Genomic DNA, 25,966 nt, shown 5'->3' on the forward strand with positions numbered 1-25,966 from the left:
CAAAGGTCTGATACTTATTCCTGGTTTTCATTAGAATCTTCACTTATACTGTCTTCATCATTATTATAATCCTGCTGATCATCACCTTCATCAGAGCCACCGTCATGATCTTCAGATGTGTCCTCATTTATGGCTGCGTCTTCTGACTGCTTTATCGCATCTTCATTATCTATCGATACATTTTCATCTTTTTCATCAGAATCTTCAGCATTATTCTGAGCATCTGGATTTGAAGCTTCTACATTTAATGTTTCTTCACCGTTATTAGCGTCATCTGATGATTCTTTAATCTCAGTACTTTCCTCTTCTGCTGCAATATTTTCTTCCCCTTCTGCAACTACAGATTCTTTATCTTCAGAAACTGTTGTTTTTGCTTTTTCATCTGAAATTGCCTCGGTTACAACATCTTCTTTCGCTTCAGCTGTATCTGTACTCTCAGTCTGCGAATCAGTTGTTTCTGATTTAGCCTCACTGATTATAGGTTCAGCCGGTTCATCGGTTCCAACAGCTCTTAAACTCTTATCTGAATCTGTTTCATCAGCACTCTGATCATTTTCAGAATTTTGGGCCATGCCTTCAGCATCTTTTGCTGCCTGCTGACGTACTTCTTCAGCTAATTTCTGACTATTTTCAAATGATGTATCATAAACATGAACCTCAGTAACATAAGTTTCCAGGACATCTGAACCATATTCATCTTTGCTTAGCTGATACTGATTACCATAACTGTCACTTAATGTATATATAGGCATCAAATCAGTAATAGTCTGAAGTTTTAAAGAATTTTCCTTGTCAAAAAATACTGTGCCAATCGAATGGATCATGACATCTGTTGCGCTATCGACAACATATGAAGCTCCACTTAAAAGCTCAAGATAGCACCCCTCAAGAGTTTCGATATCGTTATAAGGTCCAGCCGCTCCATTGTATACATCCTGATATGAATCAAATGAAAACTTATCATTTTCAGAGGATACATTCAAAAAGATAGTTCTTAACTTTCCATCACTAGCAGCTTCTTTAAAATAATCCTCTCTCTTCTTATAGCCATCAGGTGTAGCTACATCACCTACGTTATTCCATATGGTCAATGGAATATATCCGAAATAAGTATTTGTTTCACTATCAAAATAAGTCATGTAAAAACTTGTTATCTGGTCGTTTAACGTATACCATTTCTGATCAAATGGAGTAACTGTAATACTTACACTACTATTTTCTGTAGATTTTTCTGATGCATGTGTGAAAAGAGATGTTTGCCCTATATCCTGATATGTGTTATCAATTTTTAAAGCAACCTTTACGTTTACAGTATTATCAATAACAACTGGATCAACATTGACAATTTCTATAGTAGCAGTTTGCTCTACGTCATCTTTGGTTATCGTAATATTATCTTTTTTCACGCGATTATCAACAAAGTAACTGATGATTTCTTTTAAATCTTCCGCCTCTTCAAAATCTATACCAGCTTTTTCAATAAGGACACTTGTTTTATAATCTTCGCCTTTATCTTCAAGGATCTTGATTATATCATCTACATTATAATTCTTAGTATCTTTCCAAAGGTCACCAACTACAAATGCTGAAACAGTGGTTAACGCCAATTGTGCATAAGCCTTCATATAAACATCATTGGCATTTATATTACCGTAAATTTCTTCCACATCTGATGCTTTGGTATTTATGTAGTTCAGATCGCCCTTTTCATCTTTGCCTGCATATACCTTTGTAAAAGGCTGTATTGGAAAATTGATACTAAGACCACAATTTACATATTCTTTATCTTTTCCACATGCATATATGATTGCATTATTATTAATTGAATTTTTAAGATTTATGCTTGCATTTTGTAATGCAGGGCTTATTCCTTGTTCATTACTTAGCTTATTACAAAGCTTAACAATATCTAAGAGGCAATTATTGTCATAACCATTTTTAGTGCCATAATCACCTTCTTTTCCAATTGTTGTTATTACCATTTCATAGCCTGTAATATCTTTAATATCACCAAGTAAAGCAATTGCAAAGTCGGTCAAAGCATCATTTAAATCATCCATCTTTGAACAATCAAATAGTGCAAGTGTTATATTACCTGAATTGTCCTTATACTGATTCATATATGAATCTATAATATTAGTTGCAAGTTCAGTTGTTTCCATATCGGGATTATCACTGTAAGCAGTCATAAATTCATAGTAATCCCAGCCTGCACCCGGTTCGTTTTCTTCAGAAAAAATAAGATAGTCAGAATATCCATGTAGCGCGTCTGCAACTTCAATTGTAGCCATCTGGCAGGCATCAAAGCCTATGAAATCAAATTTCTTGCCGTCTTGTATAAAATCTGAATTTTCAATTGAAGCCATCAGCTTGTCTAATGTAAAGCCTACATCATTCCTTTTATCGGTCTTTTTTTCTTTTACATCATCATCATAGATTTCATCAAAACCATATCCTTTTATTCCATTGCCATGATCCCATAAAATAAGATCATAATACTCAGAACTGGTTGAAGAAGTAACGTAATTAATAAAATCGGTAAGATATGTGTTGTCCAGGAAGTAAAGATCTGTATATGTCTCACGTAAAGAAAGATAATTTATATTATTATCGTCTTTAAGCACTTCATATATCTGCACATCCCGAGAAATATCCGTAGCATACAGATCATAAAGCTCATCAGCATATTTATTAACTTCTTTTTTCTCATTTTCATCCAGATCAGCTATCTGCTTGTCTGGATAAAGTAAATCACAGGCGTAATCTGCGTAGTAATCTCCATCATTCATGTGCCATTTTTTTGTGCCGCCTGTAGTGATGTATATCTTTGTATTATCAGGTATATTAGCTCTTAAAAGATCCAGCATATTTTTGGTACCGAAACAAGTATTTGACTCAAGGTCTGTACCATTTAAAAAGATCATAATAGTTCTGGTATAAAGATCAATAATATCTTGATTTTCAGACTCACTAGTCTCTTCTTTTGCTTCCTCAGTACTTGCCCTTTCAAGCTCAGCCTGTTCTTTAACAGCTTCTGCTATGGCAGCGTCAAAAGCCTCAAATTCCCTTGTATCTGCAATTGCAGTTAATACGCTCATAGGAATCTCAGTTCCATTTTCAAGCGCATCTATAAGAGTTTTATTTCCGGTTTTTTGTAATAAAGATTTATATCCTTCTTTTGAAATACCCGTAAAAATAGCAGAAAAACTTAAGGTTTTACCTTTTTTTAATTCAAGCTTGTTAAGGCCAAAGAAGAATTTAAGTGAAGGTAAACTTGTCTTTGCAAATTTTTCGTCTAAAACAGTTATATTCAGCGCTACTTTATTGGAACCTTCTTTTACCTCATATGTGTCTTTTCCATCATATGAGAGCAGTAGTCCGGGAAAAGAGTCTGATTTAAGAACTGTCCCTATAGGATACAGCTTTTGTAACTGATCATAAACAGATACGCTTGCTGCATAAGAAGTAAATGAATTGACACCGATAAGTAAAGGCGATGTCACAATCATCACTGAAGATAATAAAACTACAAGTATACTTTTTAGCTTTTTACCCATATACACCTCCATGTAAAAACAACACACTTCTTAGATATATATCGGGTAAAAAGCTATCCATGCTAATAATAAATCGATAAAAAAAGTATTAAATTCATGATCCTGCCGGCCCATTATACTTAAGGCAAAGCATAGTTATATCATCAAATTGATCTGCATCTTTAACAAAGCCTTCAATATGACTCTTTACATTAGAAAGAACCTGCTGTGGAGTGGCTTCTTTATCTGAATTAAGGGCTTCAACAAGCCTTTCCTCTCCAAAAAGTTCATTGTTTATATTTGTAGCTTCTGTAACACCGTCGGTATAAACAAAAAGCGTATCCCCTGGCTTTAGTTCAAATTCATGTTCTTTGTATCTTATGCCTTCTATTGTTGCAACTGCCGGAGAATGCCTGTATATAACAAGCTCGTAATCTCCATCTTTCTTCTTAAATGCAGGGTGCTCGTGACCTGCATTAACCGCTGTTCCTTTTCCTGTTGTAAGGTCAAAAATAGCAAGCCATACTGTTACAAAAAGCTCAGCAGTATTTCCCTCGCAAAGCTGTTCATTCACATTCATTAATGCCTGTGAGGGGCTGTCACCGGCCAAAACTCTGTTTTTGATAAGAGTCTTTGCAACCATCATAAACAGCGCTGCAGGTATTCCTTTTCCTGAAACGTCAGCCATTACAAGGGCTATATGGTTGTCATCTACCATAAAAAAGTCATAGAAATCTCCGCCGACCTCTTTTGCTGGGTTCATAGAAGCATAAAGATCAAACTCTTCTCTGTCAGGCCGGAAAGGAAAAATCTTCGGAAGAACATTTTCCTGAATTGATGATGCAAGCGCAAGATCTCTGTCAGAAACAGCTTTCGCGCGGCCCTGAGAAACATTTAATATGCAGTACATAAGAAGAATTGTCAGCATAACTGTAGCTGCTGTCGGAGAAAGCCCATATACTCCAAGAGTAAAAATACCCATGGAAACAGGGGCAAATACATATACAAAGAAAGTATAGATCTGATATTTCTCAAGCTGTTTTCTTTCTATAATAACCGCTGCAAGAGCTGAAAATGCTGTAAAAAAGGCATAAACCATCGATAATGGATAATATGGACTTCTATGATATATTCCCATCTCATCCACAGTGAAATAAACGCCTGTAAAGAGATTGACTATCCTCATGCCAACAGCAATATATAAGCCTACTTTGGCAATAATACCAAGGTTCTTTACGACACCCTTGTTGACCTTAAGATAGGTCATAGTATAGAGCCAGAAAAAGTAAGCCTCCACAGGAGCACAGAAATAATAGAAAGTATTATCAATAATATTCAAAACCCTCAAGCTTGGAACACCATCCAAAAGCCATGCGCATGCATCTGTGAAAAGTCCCAGATATGCAACGTTTATAAGAGAAAGCAAGTGCTTTAGATTTGCACCAGTTTTTTGAACATCCACAAGGCAGCAGATATATAATACATAACCGATCATCATACCCACAGCGTCAATACCTATATTGATCAGATATATATCTACAAGATCATTGATTCCTCTTAAATGAACGAGATAACCTACAACAATTACGAGTAAAATATATATTGCTGAAATAATAAAAGCTTCCCTTTGTTTATGGTTAGATAATCCCTGCATGATTGCCCTCTGTTTAAAAGAAATATAGATAGTTTCTACACTTATAATAATACGTTATTTTATATACCCAAAATTATTAAAAAAATATAAAAAAAGAGCATAGGAAAATCCTATGCCCTTTCGATTATTACTTTACTTTTCTTTTCATCATTCAAAGAATCAAGAGTAAAATAGTATTATACGTTTATAAACTTCTTTGTACTATCGCTAAGTTTGTTCGTAACCTGATTGTTATTATCCATGGCCTCTCCGATTTCTTGAATTTCTCCCACAATTTCCGTAGAGTTGGAAGCTGAAAGGCTGATGGCCTGTGTGGACTCTTCAACGGAATCGGTGATTGTAAGAATTGAGTCTGTCATGCTGTGCATTGTGTTATCAAGAGAGTCTGCCTTCTCAGTAAAGCCTTCAAGAATTTCATTCATTATCTCTGCTGTACTCTCATATTTCTCTCCTGTCTCAACAAAGGCTTCATAATCGGCAATAACAGTATTGTTGATAAAATCTACAACCTCGATGGCATTATTCGAAAGCTCCTGAACAGCCTTTGTCACATTCTCACTTATAGTCTGAATATTTCCGGCTGTCTGTCTGCTGTTATCGGCAAGTGCACTGATCTCCTGCGCAACTACCGCAAAGCCCTTGCCGGCTTCACCTGCTCTTGCAGCCTCAATGCTGGCGTTAAGTGCAAGAAGGTTTGTCTGGGAAGCTATATCGAGGATAACCTTGGTAAGTTCTCCGATCTGATTAACCTGCTCGCTTTCCTTTACTGACTCATCAAGTGTCTTGCTGAGCGCCTCAACTCTGGCACCTGTATTCTCTTTCTTCTGCATAGCCTCATTCTTAATGGTATCAGCTTCCTTCTGTATCTCGCCTGCACGCTCTTTTCCTGAAGCAACCTCATCATTGATGCTCTCCACCGCATCTCTTACATCATTGAGCTGCTCCTTAATGTGAGAAGCTGTAGTTGACACATTGTCCATGCTGGCGGAAAGCTCCTCAAGCGCCGCTGATGTGTTGGTGATGTTGTCGTTAGCCAAAGCGATCTGTGAGGTCATCTTGTCTGCGGAATCTGTAAGAATGAGTGTTCCGCTCTTAACATCTTTCATTACGCCCTGCAGGGTTTCAATAAAATCATTTATGCCGTCTCTTATAAATACAAGCTCATTTCCGGTCTTAACATTTACTCTTGCTGTAAGGTCACCATTTCCGGCGTTGATATCATTTATAATTTCCTGAACAGAGTCGGAAATCTTAACAATAACTTTGGTGATAAGAACAAATGAAACATAGAGGTTCAAAAGAAGGCACACGATAAACACAACCATTCCTATTACATTCATGACAGTTATCTTACTTTTTGACTGTGCCATATAATTTACAACATTACCCTTAAGTGCATCCACCGATGCATCAAGGGTTGTCATGCCTGCTTTGACACCTTCCATGTTAGTCATATAATCTCCGGTAAGTATCCCCGAGGCAACACGTCCATCGCCGGTTGTCATCAAGATATTGAACACTTCATCAACGTTCGCAATAAGAGCCTTTGCCGAAGCATCAAGCTGTGTCGTTGCGTTTGGATTGCCATACATAGTAAACTCATCGCCGATTTCTTTTACAAGAGTGGTCACTTCGCTCTCGTAGGATTTAAGCTCGCTTCCGATTCTCTCTTTATCAGCATCAGTGTAATATGTCCATAGTCCCAGTGCGCTCTGGATTGTTCCGTCAATCCTGGCCAGATCTTCCTTAACTGTTCCCTCTTTATGAACCAGCTCGGTTACTCCGGCAATTATACCCTGAGCACTGTCAGACATGGATGATACTCCATCGTTAACAATGTAGCTTACTATGTTAAATACCAGCAACATCAGAATATTAAAGAACAAAATCTGAACCGGAATAGATTTGAAAAAACTGACCTTATTCTTCTTGTTTTCAGTTGTCCTTGACATAGCGACACTCCTTTCAATATAATAAATATCCACCTATATACATTATATAGCTAATTATTGCATTGTTTTACGTTTAATATTTTTTTAATAAAATTAAATAAAAAATGCATAAAAACACAAAAAAAGAACTCCCAAATTGCATAACACAACTCGGGAGTCCCTCATTTAGTTTATCTTTCTTTTACGCAATACTTTGTGCCACATACAATCAAGGCTCCAAGTGAAGCAATAATAATTATCATTGCTCTTATCGGTAAATTGGTTGTATCATCTGTACTTGCTTTTCTTGCGCCAAGAACTGCTGCTTCTCTCTTTTCACCAAGAACTGCTGGTTCTGTAGGTGCCGGAGCTGGTGCAGGAGCTACTGTAGTAGCTACTAAAGGAACAACTGCAGGTGCAGGAGCTGAAGCTGGCTCAGGATCAGATTCAGAATCAGGTGCAGGATCAGGATCTGACTCTTCGATTATTACAACTACAGGATCATCGTTTGTTTCTTCCTGTGGCTTTTCTTTTGGATCATCCTCTTTGTTGTCGGGCTCATCTGGATCCACAACCGGATCAATTATTTCTTCTTCAATAGCTTTTTTAAGTGCTTTGATATTAATTCCTCCAAGTTCACTGTTTAAGGTTATCTTGTAGACACCATCAGATATCTTTTCAACGCTTGCTATTGTTTTTAAATAATCCTCATTATCAAGCTCATAGCCTTCCTGGAATGTAATGTTAAGAACCTCTCCAATTCTCATAGTTTCAAGGCCGTCGCCAAATACTCTTACATCCTCGCCATCATTCAAAAAATCAAGAGTAACTTCTTTATCGTGCTTAATTATATAATTTATTAATCCCTTAACAGTATCGATTACTTCTGCTGCAAGTTCATCCGCGTCATCTGAAGGTTCGTCATCAATATCATCTTCATCTACCGGATTTTCTTCATTGGTTGCAGCAAGCATGGGTACGGGTCTAAATTCATAATATTCAGAAAAATCAAATACTGAATCATAGTCCTGATAGCCAACAACTTCTGCATTATCGCCAAGGTTAAATTCATATACAACTATGTCTGGAGTTGCCGCAATAACTTCTGCCGCTGTTTCATATCCTTTATTTAGCAAAAGTACACCATATGCTCCGTTATCGTTGTCTTCTGCCTTGACAGTTTCCTCAACTATAACTATGCCCTTTACAGGTTCTGGCTTCTGGTTTCCTTCTTCAGAATTTGCTCCTGTCTCCGGATCAACATCTTCATCATCTGATAGTTCAAGTGCTCTAAGTCTTGGACCATCATCATTATCCATACCAATTATTATACCAATAGCAGCGGAAGGTATTTTTGAATACATTTCCATTTCAGAATCATCAAATTCCTCATCTTCAGTTTCTTCCATTTCGATTTTTCCGCTTGCTGTAACATCACCTTTTACATGTACTGTGCTACCATTATCTGATAAAACACCAAACGCTCCACCGGTTACATTGCCGCCGACATTAACATTTGATGGAATCTCTTCAATTTTCCCATATTCTCCGTCTTCCTCGACATATCTAGCTGCACATTCTCCATCTTCCCCTACATATATGGTTGCATATCCTTCTCCTGACACAACCGGTTCATTATACACATATTTTTTGCGTGTAGACGCCTCTATTCCAATTACATTTCCATCTACATCTTTTTCTACAGTAATATTGGACCCTCTTGATTCTATACCAGTCTCTTTACTTCCCTTAACACTACCTTCTACAGATATGGTTGAGTCATCTGACCTTATTCCATTTTTATCACCTGTAACATCTCCTCCAACTTTTATATCACTTTTCGAATCTGCAGTAACACCAGTAACATCTCCTGTCACATTGCCGGAAACATCTACTTTTCCATTATTAATATATAACCCCCAAACCCCAGTAACATTACCTTCCACAGTTACAGTTCCACTAACTTCTCTATCTTCATCATCATAATTCTTGTAAATTGCTATTCCATCATCTGTTAGTCCGGTGACATTACCACCAACAGTAACTTCACCTCCACCTGTTACATCTATACCATCTATAGCCCCTGTTACATTCCCTTTAACTTCAACGCTTCCCCCATTAACCACAATACCATATTCTTGAGTGCTACCTTCATTAGCATTAGCAGTAACATTTCCATCTACAGTCACTGTACCACCCTCATTACTTATCCCAGTACCCTTAGCCTCAACATCACCATGTGCTGTAACTGAGCCACCATTACTTACAATAATCCCCTCATAATCAGAAGTAATATTTCCCACTTCCTTTGAACTTTGTTCATCTGGATTTGAGGAATTTGGATCAGAAACAACTGTCTCTTTAGCATCCTCGTAATCACCCTCAGCTGAAACAGTAAATCCTGCCCCAATAGACGCAGTTGCAATCAGTATTGCAGATGTAGCAACTGCCAACGACCTGTGCATCACCTTTCTAAGCTTTTTACTTACCATAACATTTCCCTCTCTTTTAAAAATAAATTGTTGTTTTTCTGCAACATTATTTCCGTTTCCGAGAACATCATAACAATTTAAAATTAAAAAAAAAGTATCTTTTGGTTACCTCTTTTACGAAAATCTGTTTTCGTGATTATACACAAAAAAAGAGCCTGACCTAAAAAAGTCAGACCCCAAAAGACTGGATTATACATATTTATCACTGATTAGTCTTATCAGCTACAAGTAATTTTATAACCTCATCTAAAGAATTATTGCTATAAGAGTTTCCATTTATATCTGCAAAGAAATTTAATTTTCCATCTTTTCCAATACTGATTCCAAAATTGGAAATCTCATCCTTTTCATCAGTATTTTCGCTGATCTTTTTGCTCATATCACTGATCTTGGTCATAGCATCATCAATTTTTCCCAGAAGCTTATCCTTTGCCTCTTTATCTTTTTCATCGTCAGAAGCAAGAATTTTCATCTCATCTTCGGAAAGAATAATGCTATATTCAAGATCTCCGCCTATCTGCGACAGATCATCATCAGGCCCGGCCACAAATACATCGGCGTTTTCGTATTTCTTTTGAAGCAGGTCAACAACCTTGCCATACATTTCAACTTCCGGAGAAAAAGAAACTGTGGCGCTGTTTCCAAGGCCTGTTCCAAATACTGAGGCTTTACTACTAACATCTTTGGATTTATCAGCAGATCTTGCGTTTGACTTTCCCGCTGCTTTTGCCGTTTTAGTGGCATTTGCAACATTGCGGTACATTTGGCTGACATTATTACTTATACTGGCTGCCATAATTTTTCCTCCTTGAAAAATCAGAGCATAGATTCCTTTCTATGCAAAAGAATGTGAAAATATAAAATCACACTCGTTGTTCTTTGGGTTCAGATTATCACCTACTTTATAGCTAACCAATTAAATTTGTATTAAATTTTGTACATTCTGCAATATTGTTTCAAGTAATATCAAAAAACATGAAAGTCTCATTCAATCCATTCAGCATAAGCTTTTTCATATTCTTCCAGATTCATAGATTTTTCGTGCTTCTTATAGTATTTATAGCGCTGTCTTGCCATTCCATAGGAAGAATACTCGCCTTCAAACTCATTTAGCTTTGACATGATATATCCATCACCATTCATAATAGAGAACGGAACCACAATAGCATTACTGATGATGATATTTTCAGCCTCTGCAAACTCAGTAAATCTCCTGTCATTATCGTCAGTAATAGAAGAAGCAAGATCAATCTGCTCCCGCCATTTCTTATGTATCTTTTTCATCTCTGAATTATCTGAAAGCTGCCAGAATGTGTAGTCTCCATCATCTTCAAAGGGCTCTGTCCAGGTTTGAGGATCCTCATAATCCGCGCCCCAGCGGCATTTCATAAAGGCATATTTACCTGACATGCGAACTGAGAGTAAAAACCCCATATCGCTCCCGGCGGTTACTATAACATCGATAAAATCCTTACCCAAAGTCGATTCTATCTGTTCCTCCATCATATATGCTTCCTGCTTCCACCCTTCTGTTGAAGGATTATATGGCATAAGCATTTTTATTGGAAAAGTCACCCCTTTTGGCGTAAGTTCAAGCCTCGCAAGATCTCTGTAGATTCTTGCTTTTTTGGAGTCAAAAGAGTCATTTCCGGCGTGATACGCAAGTTTCCCATAAGATGTATAATCTTTCCCGTTAAATGAATTAGAGCCTTTAGGAGTGATCGTGTTATTTATAAGAATTTCCGGATCGTATGGTTCATAGAGCTTTAAAATACTTACCCTGTCTATTGATGCCATGATAGCTTTCCTAAAGCTTAAGTTTTCTACAGCTTTTTTCCAGTTATCAGGTTCATATCTTTTATCAAATAATGGTTCAAAATTAAAGGAATAAAAATATGAAAAAGAGCTATCTGGTCTTGATCTGTGAATATTCTCTGCATATTCAGTTTTGCTCATATACTCATCAAGATGATCAGGACTTATGATTGCCTTATCAACAGAGCCATTCATATATTGCTCTGGCCCAATTAACAGAGCATCAGCATCATAATAATTTTCAATTCTGTCAAGATAGACGTTTTTCTTATCCCAATAGGTGGGATTTTTTACAAATATCTGCTTTTCAAGTGGTTTAAAATAATGCAGTATATAAGCACCGTTATATAGCATGAACTCATTGTCTGTAGCAAAAACACTTCCAATCTCATTAAGGTACTTTCGGCAGATTGGGAGATACGTTGTATAAGATAAAACGCTGGTAAAAAAGGGACATGGTTTTTCTAAGATGTATTTCAAAGTCTTATCATCTTCTGCCACAACGCCAATATCAGAAGGGATTGTCTTTTCCGGTATTTCCTCAAAATCATCGGGGTTTAAGACATACGATGTAAATTCATAGTATTTCTGGGCATTTAAGACCACAGCCCCTGTCGAATACATGTACTGACAATCTGTATCATTGGCAGCATTATTGACATATTCTGCAGCACATACAAAGTCATCAGCTACTACATCTGCATAATAATTGCCGTTGTAGTCGACCCATTTTATTCCGTCCCTTAAATGAAAAGTCCACTCAGTAAAATCCTCATTTGACTCCCAGCTTTCAGCAAGTCCGGGGATAATATTGCCCTTTGTGTCATAGTCAACAAGAGCATCTATAACATTGGCACAAACTGCTGTATCAACAGCAGAACTTGTCACCAGGTAGTTTAGATCAATAACCTCCGAGGAATATACAGTCTTAAAAACAACTGCATCATTGTCGTAAGCATCTTCAAGGGTATGATTTTCAAGATCAGGAAGCTTACCATAGCAACCGGTCAAAAAAGTCATCACAAAACACAGGAATAGAAGTATGCACTTTTGAGAAAAACGCCTCATCCTCGCATCTCCTTTCCTATTGATTTGTAATAGAGCTCTTTATTGCGATACATCTCCTCCTCAGCAAGCTTGATTACTGTTAAAAGCTTCTTATCAGGTGTTGCCATGGCAAGACCACTTGCAACATGGTAATTTTCTTTTTCAATATCATCAAGAACCCTTCTAAGATCCTTTCTTACGGCCTGTTCATCCCTTTCATACCTGAATGCAACAAATTCATCACCGCCAATCCTATAGGTGTTATTTTCGCCAAATTCGGCGCTTATAATTGATGCTATGGTTTTTAGCATATTATCACCGGCCACATGTCCCTGGGTATTATTGAGCTCATGAAGGCCATTTACATCAAAGTAAATGCATGCCATACCATCTGTCCCCTGCTGTAGATGCTGGCAAAAGTATTCATACCTGTTTCTGTTTTGAAGGCCCGTTAGAGCGTCCATATTAGCTCTTCTTTCCATACCTTTAAGGGAACCGGTTGTAATATGGATAATGTAAAAGAAATAAATAATAAGAGAAATAGCCTCTGCGGCAATAAGCAGATATAAGCCAATATGCATTGGTCTTACAGCTTCGTAGACATATTTTTCCGGAACGCTAAGAACCATCTCCCAATTGGCTATTGTCATTGGCAGATAGCAATAATACATTATTTCATTTGTTGAATGATCACGAACAATAGCATAGCCGCTTTTTCCGCTTTTTATGTTTTCATCCAGAGTTTCCCCTGTACTTATGGCAAGGAGCTTTAGAGTTGACTCATCAAAATAGGTATTAATTCGGTTTTGGCCATCTATAAGGTACTTTCCGGTATCTCTTTCAATGATAGAAATAATGCCATGGCCGTTATATACTTCAGGAGACCATGCATCAATAATACCTGCAGGCGTTGTGGTACCATATATAAAAGCTATTGTTCTGTCATCTTTCCTTATAGGAACAAAGCTTCTAATATCCAAAACTGAGGGAATTTCAAGATCTCTTTGAAGGGTTGAAATATGTTCTCCCTTCGCAAGCACAGAATTAAAATCCAAAATCCCGGTTGCATCAATATCTTTTCCCGAAATTCTAATGACTTCATTTCTGGGCGTAAGAATAGCAGCCTCTGAAATATTGGAATTTACATAATAAATATTCAAATATCTGGTAACACCTAGGGAATGTAAAGATTCTCCGGACTCGGAGATAATTTTAGAAATAAGCCGTAACATATTACGGTCCGCACGAAATTCACCCTCGATGGAGCTTATGGCTTCATCGGTGGATTTTTTGAGTTCTAAATAACTTTGGTCTCTAGTATAGTTTTTTACATAGAGAACGTAAACAGTAGAATATAAGAACACGATCAGCATAAGAATGAGTGTAGCAATCAGGCTTCGCGTTCTAAATCTTTCCTGCGCACGCTTCCACATAGCTCATCCTCCATGAAAGGCCTGACAATTAAGTCAGGCCCTCTATAGGTGAATCAAAGTTTCTTGGAATGCTCATAGTCATCAATATACTGAGTAATAAATTTCACGGTACCATCTATACCGAGAATGCTTGAATTGATGCAAAGGTCATAGCTGTCAGCTCTGCCCCATTTCTTGGATGAATAATAGTTGTAATAGCTCTGACGCTGTTTATCCTTTTTATTCATCATCTCTCTTGCCTTGTCATCTGTTGTGATATCCTCAAACCGCTCTTTTATGCGCTTTATCTTGCACTCTTCATCAGCCGTGATAAAGAGATTAAGAACATTTGGAAAATCAGATAATGCATAATCTGCACATCTTCCAACGATAACGCAAGGGCCTTCCTGAGCAATCTTTTTGATAGTATCAAACTGTGCCAAAAAAACTTTGTGGCTGATAGGCATGTCAACAAAACTTGAAGAATTATATCCAAATGAATATGTGTCCATTACAAGGTTGTAAAGAAAAGAATTTGTAGGACGCTCATCATGATTCTGAATCATCTCCTCGCAAAAGCCACTCTCTTTTGCTGCTCTAGAAAGAAGCTCCTTGTCATAACACTTAATCCCGAAATGATCGGCGACCATTTCTCCTATTTCTCTTCCGCCTGATCCGAATTGTCTTCCAATAGTGATTATAGTATTCATATACATCACCCCTTTCCCCTTTTTCTTATTTTACCTTATTTAAGAACATTGAGCAAATGTGAAAAATACTCAGGTAGCGGCGCATCCGTTTCTATATACTCGTTTGTTGCAGGATGTATAAAACCAAGAGTCTTGGCGTGTAAGCACTGGCCGTTTAATTTGAATCTGCTCTTCCTGTTTCCGGCATACACCTCATCTCCCAAAAGAGGATGTCCAATATGAGCCATATGAACACGAATCTGGTGGGTTCTGCCTGTTTCAAGTCTGCACTCTATATAAGTCATATTATCTTCCTCAAATCGCTTTAGAACGCGAAAATGAGTAATCGCTTCTTTACCGCCACTTGTAACTACAGCCATTTTCTTTCTGTCATTAGTGCTTCTGCCAATAAGGGTTTCAATCGTGCCCTCATCCTCTTTGATTACGCCGTAGCAAATTGCATGATATACACGATTTATAGAATGCTCTTTGAGCTGTTCAGCTATTTTTTGATGGGCATTATCATTTTTACAGATAATAACTGATCCCGTAGTATCTTTATCAATCCTGTGAACAATTCCCGGCCTCATAACACCGTTAATACCTGATAAATTATCATGACAGTGATACATAACAGCGTTTACCAGAGTATCCTTATAATGACCTGCAGCAGGATGGACGACCATATCTTTTGGCTTATTTACAACAAGAACATCATTGTCTTCATAGATTATGTCCAGCGGAATATCCTGAGGCAATATCTCAGGGATCTCAGCAGGCGGAATCTCCATTTTAATATAATCATTTTCAGAGATGCAAAAGCTTGCCTTTACATTTTTTCCATTGCAAAAGACCTTTTTGTCATCTATAAGTTTTTTTATGTAAGTGCGAGAAAAAGAAGGGCTAAGCTCAGATAAAAGCTTATCTATCCTTAGTCCTTCATATTCGTCACTTACAACATATTCAAATAATTTGTTTTCACTATCCATTATTTTTCCCTAAATTTCTTTTGCTGGTTAAAGCTAAGGAAATTGAAATCATTCTCTTTATAGTAAAAAAGAAAAAGGATCACAAATAAAAATGTTGAAACAGTAACATATATATCTGCTACGTTAAATATCGGAAAATTGATGATAACAAAATAGATGAAATCAACAACATAATCGTTGCGAACTCTGTCTATCATGTTCCCGGCTGCGCCACTTGCGATCATAACAAGTAAAATATGCATGATATTGTACTTTTTGTCATCAGGCATTCTAAAGAGAACATAAGCTATAATGCAAAGTATCATTACAGCAACCAGGATAAAGAAAACCTTTTGATTCTGCAAAAGGCCAAAGGCAGCTCCACTGTTTTTTAAGAAATTAAGCTCTAATACGCCGTCAATTATCTTTATAGCAGGCTTGTCTTCCAAATGGATAACTGCAAGGTACTTAGTAAACTGGTCTAATAAAACTAAAAGTATTATCATCAAAAAATCAACCAGCAAAAAGATTTTTTTCTTTTTAGATAAATTTGTATTCATAAAAACTGATCAGTCTCCATTCTCAACGTAGATAATTTCATTTAAAGCAGCATTCATCTCTTCTTCGGTAACGGTTGTATCAATAAATGCTTTTCCAATCTTTTTAAGGAGAATAAACTTAATCTTATCTCCATCAGCCTTTTTATCTGACTTTGTGAGCTTTATCACCTCTGAAGGCTCAAGATTTTCTACTGATATAGGGAGATTAAAGGGAACAAACATATCCCTGATCTCGTAATATTCTTCCATAGCAATCAGCTCTTTTTTCCAGGAGATAAAAGCTGCTGCAACACAGCCAAGAGCTACGCACTCACCGTGAGTAAGTGAAAATCCTTTTGCCTTTTCAATAGCATGTCCAAGGGTATGTCCAAAGTTAAGAAGTGCTCTGTCTCCCTTTTCTGTGGGATCCTTTTCAACGACTGCTTTCTTGATCTCGCAGCTTCTTTTTACCATCTCAAGAACTACATCTGTATCCTTGTCTTCAATCTCGTACATGTTCTCAATAAGCCATGAATAGAAAGAAGCATCTTTAATAAGACCATGCTTCATAACTTCTGCAAATCCTGAAGCATACTGCCTGTCACTTAAGGAATTAAGAGTAGAAATATTCATATACACAAGACGAGGCATATGGAATGCGCCTACCATATTTTTATACTCATCAAAATCAACACCCGTCTTGCCGCCAATGCTGCTGTCTGTCTGAGCTAAAAGAGTTGTAGGAATCTGAATAAAATCAATTCCCCTAAGATATGTTGCAGAAGCAAAACCGGCCATATCACCAACAACACCGCCCCCAAGTGCAACAACAAGGTCATGTCTGTCAAAATGATTTTCAATCAAAACCTTATATATTTTCTCAATTTCTTTGAGATTCTTATTCTCTTCACCGGCAGGGATTGCATAAGCTATAACTGTCTTTGATACCTTATTAAGTTCCTTTTGAACATCCTTTGCATATAACTTCTCAACATTACTATCAGTAATTATTGCTATTTTCCTGCCCTCAAAGCCAAGCTCCCTAACCTTATCACTTAGCCCTTCAAAATCCTTTTCAAATATGATCTCATAACATGGCTTCCCACCATAGTTAACAACTAAACTTTCCATCCCTAGTATCCTCTATTCTTCTAAACAAAAATGAAGCTGCCGCGAATGCAGCAGCTTGTTATATTAATCGATTTGATGAGGTCCCTCTGGTATTCCACTACCGAAGCCGCTCAAAATATTCTGGAAATCGCCTGAAATATCAACTGATGCCGGTGTAATAATGAAGATGTATCTTGATATCTTCTGAAGATTACCTGAAATTGCAAATGTTGAACCTGATGTAAAATCTATGATCCTCTGTGCAATATCTACATCAAGGCCTTCTAAATTAAGCACAACTGTGCGATTTGCTAAAAGTGTTTCTGTTATCTCCCTTGCATCCTCAACAGATGTAGGTTTGATCACGCAAACTTCCATACCGGCAGCTGATAAAGCTTTCTTTGACCTGGATGGAACAACCTTTGGTGCAGGTTTTTTTGCCTTTTCCTCGGAAACATCAATAGTGGGATCATCCTTACCAATTGGAGCCTGATTATTTATTGACTCAATCTTGGACCCACCATCATAATAAGTGTCATCCTCGTCATAATAACCATCTTCATCCCCATTAAGCTGAATTGCTTTTAAGAATTTATCCATTACACTCATTTTATCTAATGCTCCTCACATTTATTTTTCCCAACAAAATCTCATATAATATTATCGTAGTTTTACGTATTATGTCAAATTTATATGGTTTTTTTAACAATTTTTAAAATTTTACCCCTGAGAAGAAGCTGATTCTGACGAATCTTTAGATATGCCTTCTGTTGGCTCTTGCGCAGGTTCCTCACTTACTTCATCAGATGACTCGCTTGAAGAAAGACCTGAATCTTCAGATGCGGATGTATCAGATGATTCCTGAGCACTGACATCATCTAAGCTGCCTTCATATGCGCTTTCACTCTCATCACCATGTTCTTCTCCGGAACTGTCAGATGCTTCATCTGCCTTTTCTGAATTCTCATCAACTGTTGATGAATCAAGAACAATGTAGTCATATACATTAAGTCCATACATAGTATTGGAACGAACTATGGCGTATTCATCGTTCTGATAAAGAATCTTAACCTGTCTGAAATCTGCATAGCCTTTGTTTATATTATAAACCCCAATAAGAGTATCTGTCTTACTAACAGTATATCTTTCATTGGAATCCGGCTTTATCAGTGTATCACCAGCTCTTAATGTGTCCGTATCAATGTAATACTCAGTATCTGTCTCATTATATACATCAAGTGAAACAAACTCGGTAGTGGCATTTCCCTGTTCGTCGTACTTTTCCCTTAGTACTCCTGAGGTGTTGTCATTATTGTTAATGAGGTAAGCCTTAGGGATCAGGAAAAAGCTCTTATTCACGATTGAAGAATTAGGAATCTTAAGTCCCGTCTCATCCTCTGTTATTAGCTCCACATTTAAAAATCTGTCTCTGCAGAAAGTTATCATGGAATTTGTAAATGTAAGCTGAACGAAGCTTTGGCCATCCACATTGGTATAGGTAGTGACCTTACCCCATGATTCATCCTGGTTTTTAATGAATCTGACCTTGATATATTCAAGATTCTCAAATTCCTGAAGTCTTTCAGGATCCTGTTCATTTATAATTATAGACCATTCTTCACTTGTGCAGAGCTTATAAACAGGGTCTCCTGCCTTAACAAGAGTATTATTGATAAGCTGAGTCTTTTCATAGTTCTTTTGGTCGAGCTTATCAAGAGTCATAGTCTCAAGTGTCAGATCCTCATATCCATCAATAGAATACACGACTATTCCTGTGTCAGGAGCATTTTTATATCCAATAGATGAAAGTGTTCCACTGCTTGAATTAAGAGATTGTATATTCTGCAGAATACTGCTGTTTGAAAGCTTTTGAACAGTTCCATCTATACTGACCTTAAAATCATATACAGTATAAAAATTCTGAGGGTCAAAAGATGAATCAAAATTTACAATCTGGCTTCGAAGTTCAGATAAGTCCTCATCACCAAGTGCGACTTCTTCAGAACCCTGTGATTTAAGATACTCAAGAAGCTGCCCTGACTCATCAACTGTATAAACAAGATTTCCTACTGCAACTCTTCCGCCTTCTGTTGCAAAATAATTGACATAACCTGCATTGTCACTGGTTATGATCTTCTCTGTACGAACAGCCACAGCATCATAAATATTATTAGTTGAAAGAGCTCCCTCTTTAACCTGATATCCAACTATATGATCCCTGCGCATATAAGTAATGACACTGATAACGATATAGATAGCCATTACGGAAAAGAATATCATTCCAATGTTTATATTATTTATATTGCCCGGATATTTTGTTACGCGGCTGTTTTTCTTAGCCATTTTCCCAACCTTTTATACTTTTTTACAATATATAAGCCGCGGAAAGCCCGCGGCTTATATACATTATACTTTAAAATTAAAGTGAAATTACAACCTTGGATCTAACATTTTCAGGAAGCTCTGATTCATCCATTGAAACGCTTAAGATGAAATCAATATTGAACTTCTCAGAAAGCTTTTCGAGCTTGTCAATAGTTTCTGTTATGTCCTTGCCCTCGAGACAAGAGATATTCAAAAATCCATCAAAATACATCTGTTGGAGATCGTGGTCCTGAGAAATAATACCACTTACGAATCCGATAAACTCATCAGAATTTGAAATCATAAACTCTGGAACTACAATAAGTCTGATCTTATTGTTTAATTCATACATGTGCTTGGTGTTCTTATCAAGAAATACTACACTTCCGAGTACATTCTTAACCTCGGTATTAACCTTGTCCAATAAACATTTTGTCTTTCCTTTACCCTTTTTCCCAACAATTAACTGAACCATCGGCATACCCTCCTGCTAGTTAGAATTTAAATCCTTGTAATAATTATAGAATATTACATGGTAAAAAACAACTCTATTTGGTTATTTCTGAAAGCAAAGATGACATGTCAGAGTAAAGTGTCCCACTGTCTGTATCGCGCATGATAACTGCGATGTAAGGACTTCCGTTTGTATCTCTTGCAAGCAGGATAAGGCAATGACCTGCAGCAGATGTTGTGCCCGTTTTACCGCCAATGACTGTAACACCCATAGGCGCTGACTGGCTGCCTGAAAGATACGCATTAGTGCTGGATACAGAAACCTCCTTTGAGTTACCTGATGAATCAAGATAGTTTGTGCTGTATTCAGTCATATTTATTATTTCACTGAAGGTCTCATATTGCATGGCAGCGTTAAATATCAGATACATATCATAAGCTGTAACATAGTGGTCCTCATCAGTTAAACCATGAGGATTTGTAAAATGAGAATTGGTAGCTCCAATAGCAAGGGCTTCCTTATTCATCATATCTGCGAATCCTTCAATGGAACCTCCAATATTAGTGGCAATAAGATTAGCTACATCATTAGCTGAATATATGAGCAGGATCCTAAGTGCCTGATCAAGTGTAAGTCTGTCACCTTCCTTAAGATTCACCTTTTGTGCTCCGCTCTCATTGACATAGACATTACTGTCTGCAACAAGAACCTGATCAAGCTTGCCGTATTTTAAAGCAACAAGAGCAGTCATGACCTTTGTCAGGCTTGCAGGATGAACCTGGAGATTAACATTTTTGGCATATAAGGTTTCTTTGTTATTGAGATCAAAAAGACCGGCGCTGACATCAGAAGAAATAACATCCTCATCTCCTGTTATATCGCCGCCTGCTACGCAAAGATCTGAAGCAAAAGTAGGATAATAATATGTATTTCTGACATCTTCAGTTGATGAAGATACAGAGTACTTTGCAGAATATGAAAAGTAAGAACAGCCGGTAAGTCCAGTTGTTCCTACTAAAAGACACAATAATAAAGCTATCTTACTTGTACATCTCACGCCACTCAAAATCTCCCCTATCCAATGACTTAAGTAAAAGCTCAGCTGATGCCAGATTGGTGGCAACAGGAATATTATGCATATCACAAAGTGACATGATATTGCTGATATCAGGTTCATGAGATTTTACTGTTAATGGATCTCTTAAAAAGATCACAAGGTCGATTTCGTTGTGCTCTATTGCTGCACCAAGCTGCTGAGCTCCACCAAGATGTCCTGCAAGATACTTGTGAATTGAAAGATTTGTTACCTCTTCTACAAGTCTTCCTGTAGTTCCTGTAGCATAAAGATCATTTTTACTAAGGATACCTCTATAAGCTATGCAGAAATTCTGCATAAGTTTCTTTTTCGCATCATGTGCAATTAAAGCTATATTCATGTACTTTAACCTCTCCCCAAAATATATTTGTTTCCTTGAAGTCTGACATTGAGCACAAAGCCAATGCCTACATAAACACTTAAAAGCGAAGTCAGACCGGCACTTACAAAAGGAAGTGGAAGTCCTGTGTTGGGCAGAACTCCGGTTGCAACTCCTATGTTTATAATGCCCTGAAAGCCTATCCAGCCTCCAACGCCTGCGGCGATTACCTCACCTGCTTTATCCTTGGCCCTCATGGAAACCATAAAGCATTCAATAGCGATACCAAGAATCAAAACCACAACAATACATGCCCCAATGAATCCAAACTCTTCACCGATAACAGTGAAAATAAAGTCTGTCTGGGACTCTGAAATAAATCCGCCATTTAGAACAGAGCTTATCTCGTTGGTATTATAACCCTTGCCATAAAGCTGACCTGAACCAATAGCCATCATAGAATTAAGTGTTTGATAAGCCTCTGAATTAGCATACTCTTCAGGATGTAACCATGCAAGAATTCTACGCTGCTGATAGTCCTTAAGAATACTGCTGTCTTCCTGAACAGCATTATAAATTATAAATAATACTGAAGGAATAGAAACAGATAAAACAAAGACGACTAGCTTCCAGTTAACACCGGCAACAAATATCATTGATGAAAAAATCATCATGACCATGATACATGTTGAAAGGTCGGGCTGCTTAAAGATAAGCCCCAAAGGAAGCGCAAGCAGTGCCAAGCAAATTAGAACAAAGCTTATGTTCTTAACTTTGTCCTTATATTTCATGATAAACTGAGCATAAAATAAAATCAATAAAATTTTGGCTGCCTCTGATGGCTGGAATGTTATTCCAAATAAGTTTATCCATCTTTGAGCTCCGTTTGTGCTGCTACCCAAAGGGGATAAAACAAGTGCCAAAAGAGCTACATTCAGTATATAAAACGGAATGTAAAGTTTTATCAAAAATGAATAATCAAGTAGTGAAATAAAAACCATTAAAACCACGCCAAAAACCATTCCTGCTGTCTGTTTGGAGACATAGGAAGGGTTGGCTGAGCTGATAGCCATTATTCCAAATATTGTAAGACCAATTACCATTATGACCAGAGGAAAGTCATAATCCATTATCTTGTATTTCTTTAACATTTTTCCCCCATTAATCGGCGTTTGTAGCACCATCCTGAAGTTCTCTTGCTGTACCTGAAAGGATATCATCCTCATCTCTAAGCTCAAAGTAATAAGAAAGAGCTTCTTTCGTAATCTGTGCAGCATAGCTTGATGTATAACCATAAGCAATTCGTGTTGCTATTGCAATTTCAGGCTTTTCATAAGGTGCGTAGCAGATGAAGAGTGAATGGTTTGGTCTGCTCTTCGACTCCTGCGCTGTACCTGTCTTACCGGCTACGTTAACTCCAAGATTTGCATAATAGGATTTATCCTGTACAACCTGTCTCATACCTAAATGAATTGCATTCCAGTAAGACTGAGGCATATCGATAGTATTTCTGACAGATGCACTGTACTCTTCAAGCAGATTACCGCTTGAATCAGTAGTTTTATCTATAAGAGAAAGATTATAACATGTACCACTATTTGCAATAGTTGTCACATATCTTGCAAGTCCTATAGTTGTATATGAATGACTACCCTGTCCGATAGCAGAACGAACAGCGTCCTGATCTGATACAGAAGGCTCTGATTCTGCAATTTCTATGCCTGATTTTTCAGTGAGGCCATACATATCTGCATACTGGGCAAGTTTTTCAAGACCGGTCTCTGATGAATAAGAACTACCCAAAAGACCAAGTCTGTAACCGACTTCATAGAAAAATACGTTGCAGGAATTACGGATACCACCTGTAACATTTAAGTTACCGTGTCCACTAGGATATATCCAACACCTTGGCGGATGATCGAGCTTATCAAAAATACCGCCGCAATAAATTGTTGAATCAGTAGTAATTACTCCTTCTGTAAGGCCTGCTGTCGCAGAAACAATCTTAAATGTAGAACCGGGAGCTGTCTTCTGCTGTGTAGCGTAGTTGTACAAAGGATTTGATTTGTCGCTTCTAAGTTTAGCGTAATATTCTGCATCAACGCCGTTTGCCATTTTGTTGTTATCGTATCCGGGATATGAAACTATAGCCAGTACATCACCGGAATTAACGTCAGTAACAACCATTGATCCTGTGCAGGGATCAAGAGCAAGCTGCGCAGGTGTAATATCCAGGTTGGAAATCCTGTTAGTCATAAAGGTATATGCTGTCTCGCCGCCTCTATCCCATATTCCCTGCTCTTCATCTGATAAAGTAACTTTATCCTGTTCAAGAAGGAGGTTGCAAACCTGAGTGCCACTTATGTTTCCATCCAGCAAAAGATATTTATAGAGCCTTGTCTGGAAGTCATAATCAGATGACATCTTATCAATGATGTAATCTACTATCTGAGCAAAGATTTCTTCAGAATCTGCATACTGATTGTCGATGCTGAGTTTAGAAACATCGATCCAGTTCATAGCGATAGCATATTTTAAGTATTCAGTAAGAGAAATTGTCTCATCTGTTGTCCAGGCAACATATACATCATCTTCTTTATCTACAAGAGTAGAATTGATGACGCCATCAGAATAAAGCATTGATGCAATATGGCTCATGTACCACTGATATTCACTGCTAAGGGCATTATAAGGAGTCTTTGTTGTTTCGAACTCTTCCCTGAGTCTTGAAAGAACGGATGCATTCTTAATTGTAAAAGCCTCATAAACAGCTTTCTCTGTTTCTTTTGCATCGTCCTCAGCAAAATGAGGTATATCAACAACGTCGTTGTCAAAAATAGCATAATAAACATCATAGATTGGGATTACAATACTGCTTGAGCTACTTGTCTCTGTATATGTGTATGTCTTTACATTCTGTATTTTGGAAACAAGGATACCTGCAAGTGACTGCTCAATAATATCGTAGCAGGCCTCAGTAAGATCTTTATCAATAGTAAGATAAACATCATTACCTGCAATTGAATCCACATAATTGCTGGTCTCAATTACCTGACCTGTATTATCTACATAAACAGTCTCAGATCCCTTTGTGCCCTGAAGCACAGACTCCATAGCCTGCTCAATACCTGATTTACCAACAGTATCGTTAAGTCCATAGCTTGAATTTATCTGCTGAAGCTCAGCAAGTTCATCCTCTGAAACCTTTCCTGTATAACCAAGAAGATGTGAGAAATACTGTGCATCAACATACTTTCTGGCTGTACTCTCCTCGATAGAAACACCCTCAAGCATGCCCAGATTCTCCATAACATCAGCAACTGTCTGGTCGCTTACATCAGAAGCAACTGTAGTATCAATGTACTTCTGATAACTGTTAGAATCCATATTGTAACGAACTGTCAAAACCTTAAGAGCTCTGTCATTGGTATAGCCCCTTCTTGCAACAAAAGAAGAAGATACTCCGGGAGTTTCATACTCTCCTACACCAAATTTTTTGCAGAGGTCATCAATAACATTCTCAGGAGTTTTTGTCTTTTCCTCGTACTTAAGGTCATTTATAGATGTGTGTCCATAAACATCTGCCAGGAATCTAAGAAGTGAATTACCGGTGACCTTAAACTCAAATTCATTGCTTTCGTTGAGAATAATATTGAAATCCTGATCTACTGTATCACCATTTTCCTCGATGATATCAATAAGAGCATTTAAAGTCTGGTTAATCGCTGTGTTTTTGCCTGAACCTGACTTATAAACGTCTTCTATAGTTACAGAATTGGCAAGTTCATTATAAGCCAGAAGATTACCATTTCTGTCATAGATATTTCCTCTTGTAGCAGCTATGGTCTTTTCTTTTTTGATCCTTAACTTAAAAGTATCAAGATAATACTCACCATTTATTACCTGCAGCGAAAAAAGCCTGTATATCATTACACAGGCCAAAGTAAACAGAACAAAAGAAACTATGACTGCTCTGGAAGTTATGAATTTAATTATGTTTTCTTTTATTTCATCAAACAAATTTCTTGGCGCTCCTTTGTTCCTTTTCATCAATGATATTATTGACCTTAAGGATGATCGGATAAATAAATATGGCTACGATAGCTGTATACACAACTTCAGGAATTATTACTGTCTGCATATAATAGCCGATATTAAATTTGGTCCTGAACAAGAACATCAGGATATAACAGACAAAGCCAAAAACAAAGTCTGATATTGTTATTACCATGATAGGGATAGCAACATTTTGTGAAAAAAAGATAATGTGAAGCTTTCCTACAATAAATCCAATATACATGTAAATTAGTGCAAAAAAGCCAAGATATGTTCCAAAGAAAATATCGACTAAAAGGCCGCAAAAAAAGCCTGTTAAAAGTCCCGCTTTATCTCCCTTGATAAAAGCTGTCGAAGAAGTCATTATCATAAGGACATTGGGCGCTATTCCACCAAAGTCCAGTGCCCTGAAAAGCGTAGTCTGTAAAATAAATGAAACTATGATAAATATGAAGTTTACAAGTATACGCCTAATATTCATAAA

At 37.3% G+C, this 25,966-nt stretch carries 19 protein-coding genes; all 19 read right to left on the bottom strand.

The window, feature by feature from the left end; translation table 11 throughout:
• Positions 1 to 14: 14 nt before the first annotated feature.
• A complete protein-coding gene (locus tag C4S54_RS01525) occupies positions 15 to 3,557 on the bottom strand; it encodes a clostripain-related cysteine peptidase (protein ID WP_160110645.1) in 3,543 nt (1,180 codons plus the stop codon).
• Positions 3,558 to 3,651: 94 nt separating this feature from the next.
• The gene (locus tag C4S54_RS01530; protein WP_103867948.1) at positions 3,652 to 5,190 is read right to left on the bottom strand and encodes a PP2C family protein-serine/threonine phosphatase; all 1,539 of its coding nucleotides are present in this window, start codon (positions 5,188 to 5,190) and stop codon (positions 3,652 to 3,654) included.
• Between the two features lie 176 nt (positions 5,191 to 5,366).
• A complete protein-coding gene (locus C4S54_RS01535; RefSeq protein WP_103867949.1) occupies positions 5,367 to 7,142 on the bottom strand; it encodes a methyl-accepting chemotaxis protein in 1,776 nt (591 codons plus the stop codon).
• Between the two features lie 170 nt (positions 7,143 to 7,312).
• Complete coding sequence (locus C4S54_RS01540; RefSeq protein ID WP_103867950.1) at positions 7,313 to 9,613, bottom strand: hypothetical protein; 2,301 nt, start codon at positions 9,611 to 9,613, stop codon at positions 7,313 to 7,315.
• A gap of 202 nt (positions 9,614 to 9,815) precedes the next feature.
• Positions 9,816 to 10,409 (bottom strand): DUF6033 family protein, encoded by a 594-nt coding sequence (locus C4S54_RS01545; protein WP_103867951.1) that lies wholly within the window; start codon positions 10,407 to 10,409, stop codon positions 9,816 to 9,818.
• Between the two features lie 188 nt (positions 10,410 to 10,597).
• Positions 10,598 to 12,496 carry an ABC transporter substrate-binding protein gene (locus tag C4S54_RS01550; RefSeq protein WP_103867952.1) on the bottom strand — a complete coding sequence of 633 codons (1,899 nt, stop codon included), beginning with the start codon at positions 12,494 to 12,496 and terminating at the stop codon, positions 10,598 to 10,600.
• Entirely contained in the window at positions 12,493 to 13,635 is a 1,143-nt protein-coding gene (locus tag C4S54_RS01555) for a GGDEF domain-containing protein (protein WP_160110646.1), read from the bottom strand. The genes C4S54_RS01550 and C4S54_RS01555 overlap by 4 nt, the downstream gene beginning before the upstream one ends.
• Before the next feature lie 326 nt (positions 13,636 to 13,961).
• The gene (locus tag C4S54_RS01560; RefSeq protein WP_200821029.1) at positions 13,962 to 14,597 is read right to left on the bottom strand and encodes a cytidylate kinase-like family protein; all 636 of its coding nucleotides are present in this window, start codon (positions 14,595 to 14,597) and stop codon (positions 13,962 to 13,964) included.
• Between the two features lie 35 nt (positions 14,598 to 14,632).
• Positions 14,633 to 15,565, bottom strand: coding sequence for an RluA family pseudouridine synthase (locus C4S54_RS01565; protein ID WP_103867955.1), 933 nt, complete (start codon positions 15,563 to 15,565; stop codon positions 14,633 to 14,635).
• Positions 15,565 to 16,104, bottom strand: coding sequence for a signal peptidase II (gene lspA, locus C4S54_RS01570; protein ID WP_103867956.1), 540 nt, complete (start codon positions 16,102 to 16,104; stop codon positions 15,565 to 15,567). The genes C4S54_RS01565 and lspA overlap by 1 nt, the downstream gene beginning before the upstream one ends.
• A 9-nt stretch (positions 16,105 to 16,113) precedes the next feature.
• A complete protein-coding gene (aroB, locus tag C4S54_RS01575) occupies positions 16,114 to 17,214 on the bottom strand; it encodes a 3-dehydroquinate synthase (protein WP_103867957.1) in 1,101 nt (366 codons plus the stop codon).
• 63 nt (positions 17,215 to 17,277) lie between these two features.
• Complete coding sequence (locus C4S54_RS01580; protein WP_022774462.1) at positions 17,278 to 17,802, bottom strand: cell division protein SepF; 525 nt, start codon at positions 17,800 to 17,802, stop codon at positions 17,278 to 17,280.
• Positions 17,803 to 17,913: 111 nt separating this feature from the next.
• Entirely contained in the window at positions 17,914 to 19,536 is a 1,623-nt protein-coding gene (locus C4S54_RS01585; RefSeq protein ID WP_160110647.1) for an HlyD family efflux transporter periplasmic adaptor subunit, read from the bottom strand.
• A gap of 76 nt (positions 19,537 to 19,612) precedes the next feature.
• Positions 19,613 to 20,032 carry a twitching motility protein PilT gene (locus C4S54_RS01590; protein ID WP_103867958.1) on the bottom strand — a complete coding sequence of 140 codons (420 nt, stop codon included), beginning with the start codon at positions 20,030 to 20,032 and terminating at the stop codon, positions 19,613 to 19,615.
• A gap of 73 nt (positions 20,033 to 20,105) precedes the next feature.
• Positions 20,106 to 21,068: a D-alanyl-D-alanine carboxypeptidase family protein gene (locus tag C4S54_RS01595; protein WP_242973714.1), complete on the bottom strand. Its 963-nt coding sequence runs from the start codon at positions 21,066 to 21,068 to the stop codon at positions 20,106 to 20,108.
• Positions 21,052 to 21,447 carry a methylglyoxal synthase gene (mgsA, locus tag C4S54_RS01600; protein ID WP_074887428.1) on the bottom strand — a complete coding sequence of 132 codons (396 nt, stop codon included), beginning with the start codon at positions 21,445 to 21,447 and terminating at the stop codon, positions 21,052 to 21,054. Before mgsA ends, C4S54_RS01595 begins: the two co-directional genes overlap by 17 nt.
• Positions 21,448 to 21,452: 5 nt before the next feature.
• Positions 21,453 to 22,577, bottom strand: a complete 1,125-nt coding sequence (locus tag C4S54_RS01605) for an FtsW/RodA/SpoVE family cell cycle protein (RefSeq protein WP_103867959.1) — start codon at positions 22,575 to 22,577, stop codon at positions 21,453 to 21,455.
• 10 nt (positions 22,578 to 22,587) lie between these two features.
• Positions 22,588 to 25,446 carry a penicillin-binding transpeptidase domain-containing protein gene (locus tag C4S54_RS01610; RefSeq protein ID WP_103867960.1) on the bottom strand — a complete coding sequence of 953 codons (2,859 nt, stop codon included), beginning with the start codon at positions 25,444 to 25,446 and terminating at the stop codon, positions 22,588 to 22,590.
• A complete protein-coding gene (gene mreD / locus C4S54_RS01615; protein WP_022774472.1) occupies positions 25,439 to 25,963 on the bottom strand; it encodes a rod shape-determining protein MreD in 525 nt (174 codons plus the stop codon). The genes C4S54_RS01610 and mreD overlap by 8 nt, the downstream gene beginning before the upstream one ends.
• Positions 25,964 to 25,966 lie beyond the last annotated feature (3 nt).

Origin of the sequence: Butyrivibrio sp. Su6 (assembly GCF_900108105.1) — a bacterium.
GTDB lineage: Bacteria > Bacillota > Clostridia > Lachnospirales > Lachnospiraceae > Butyrivibrio.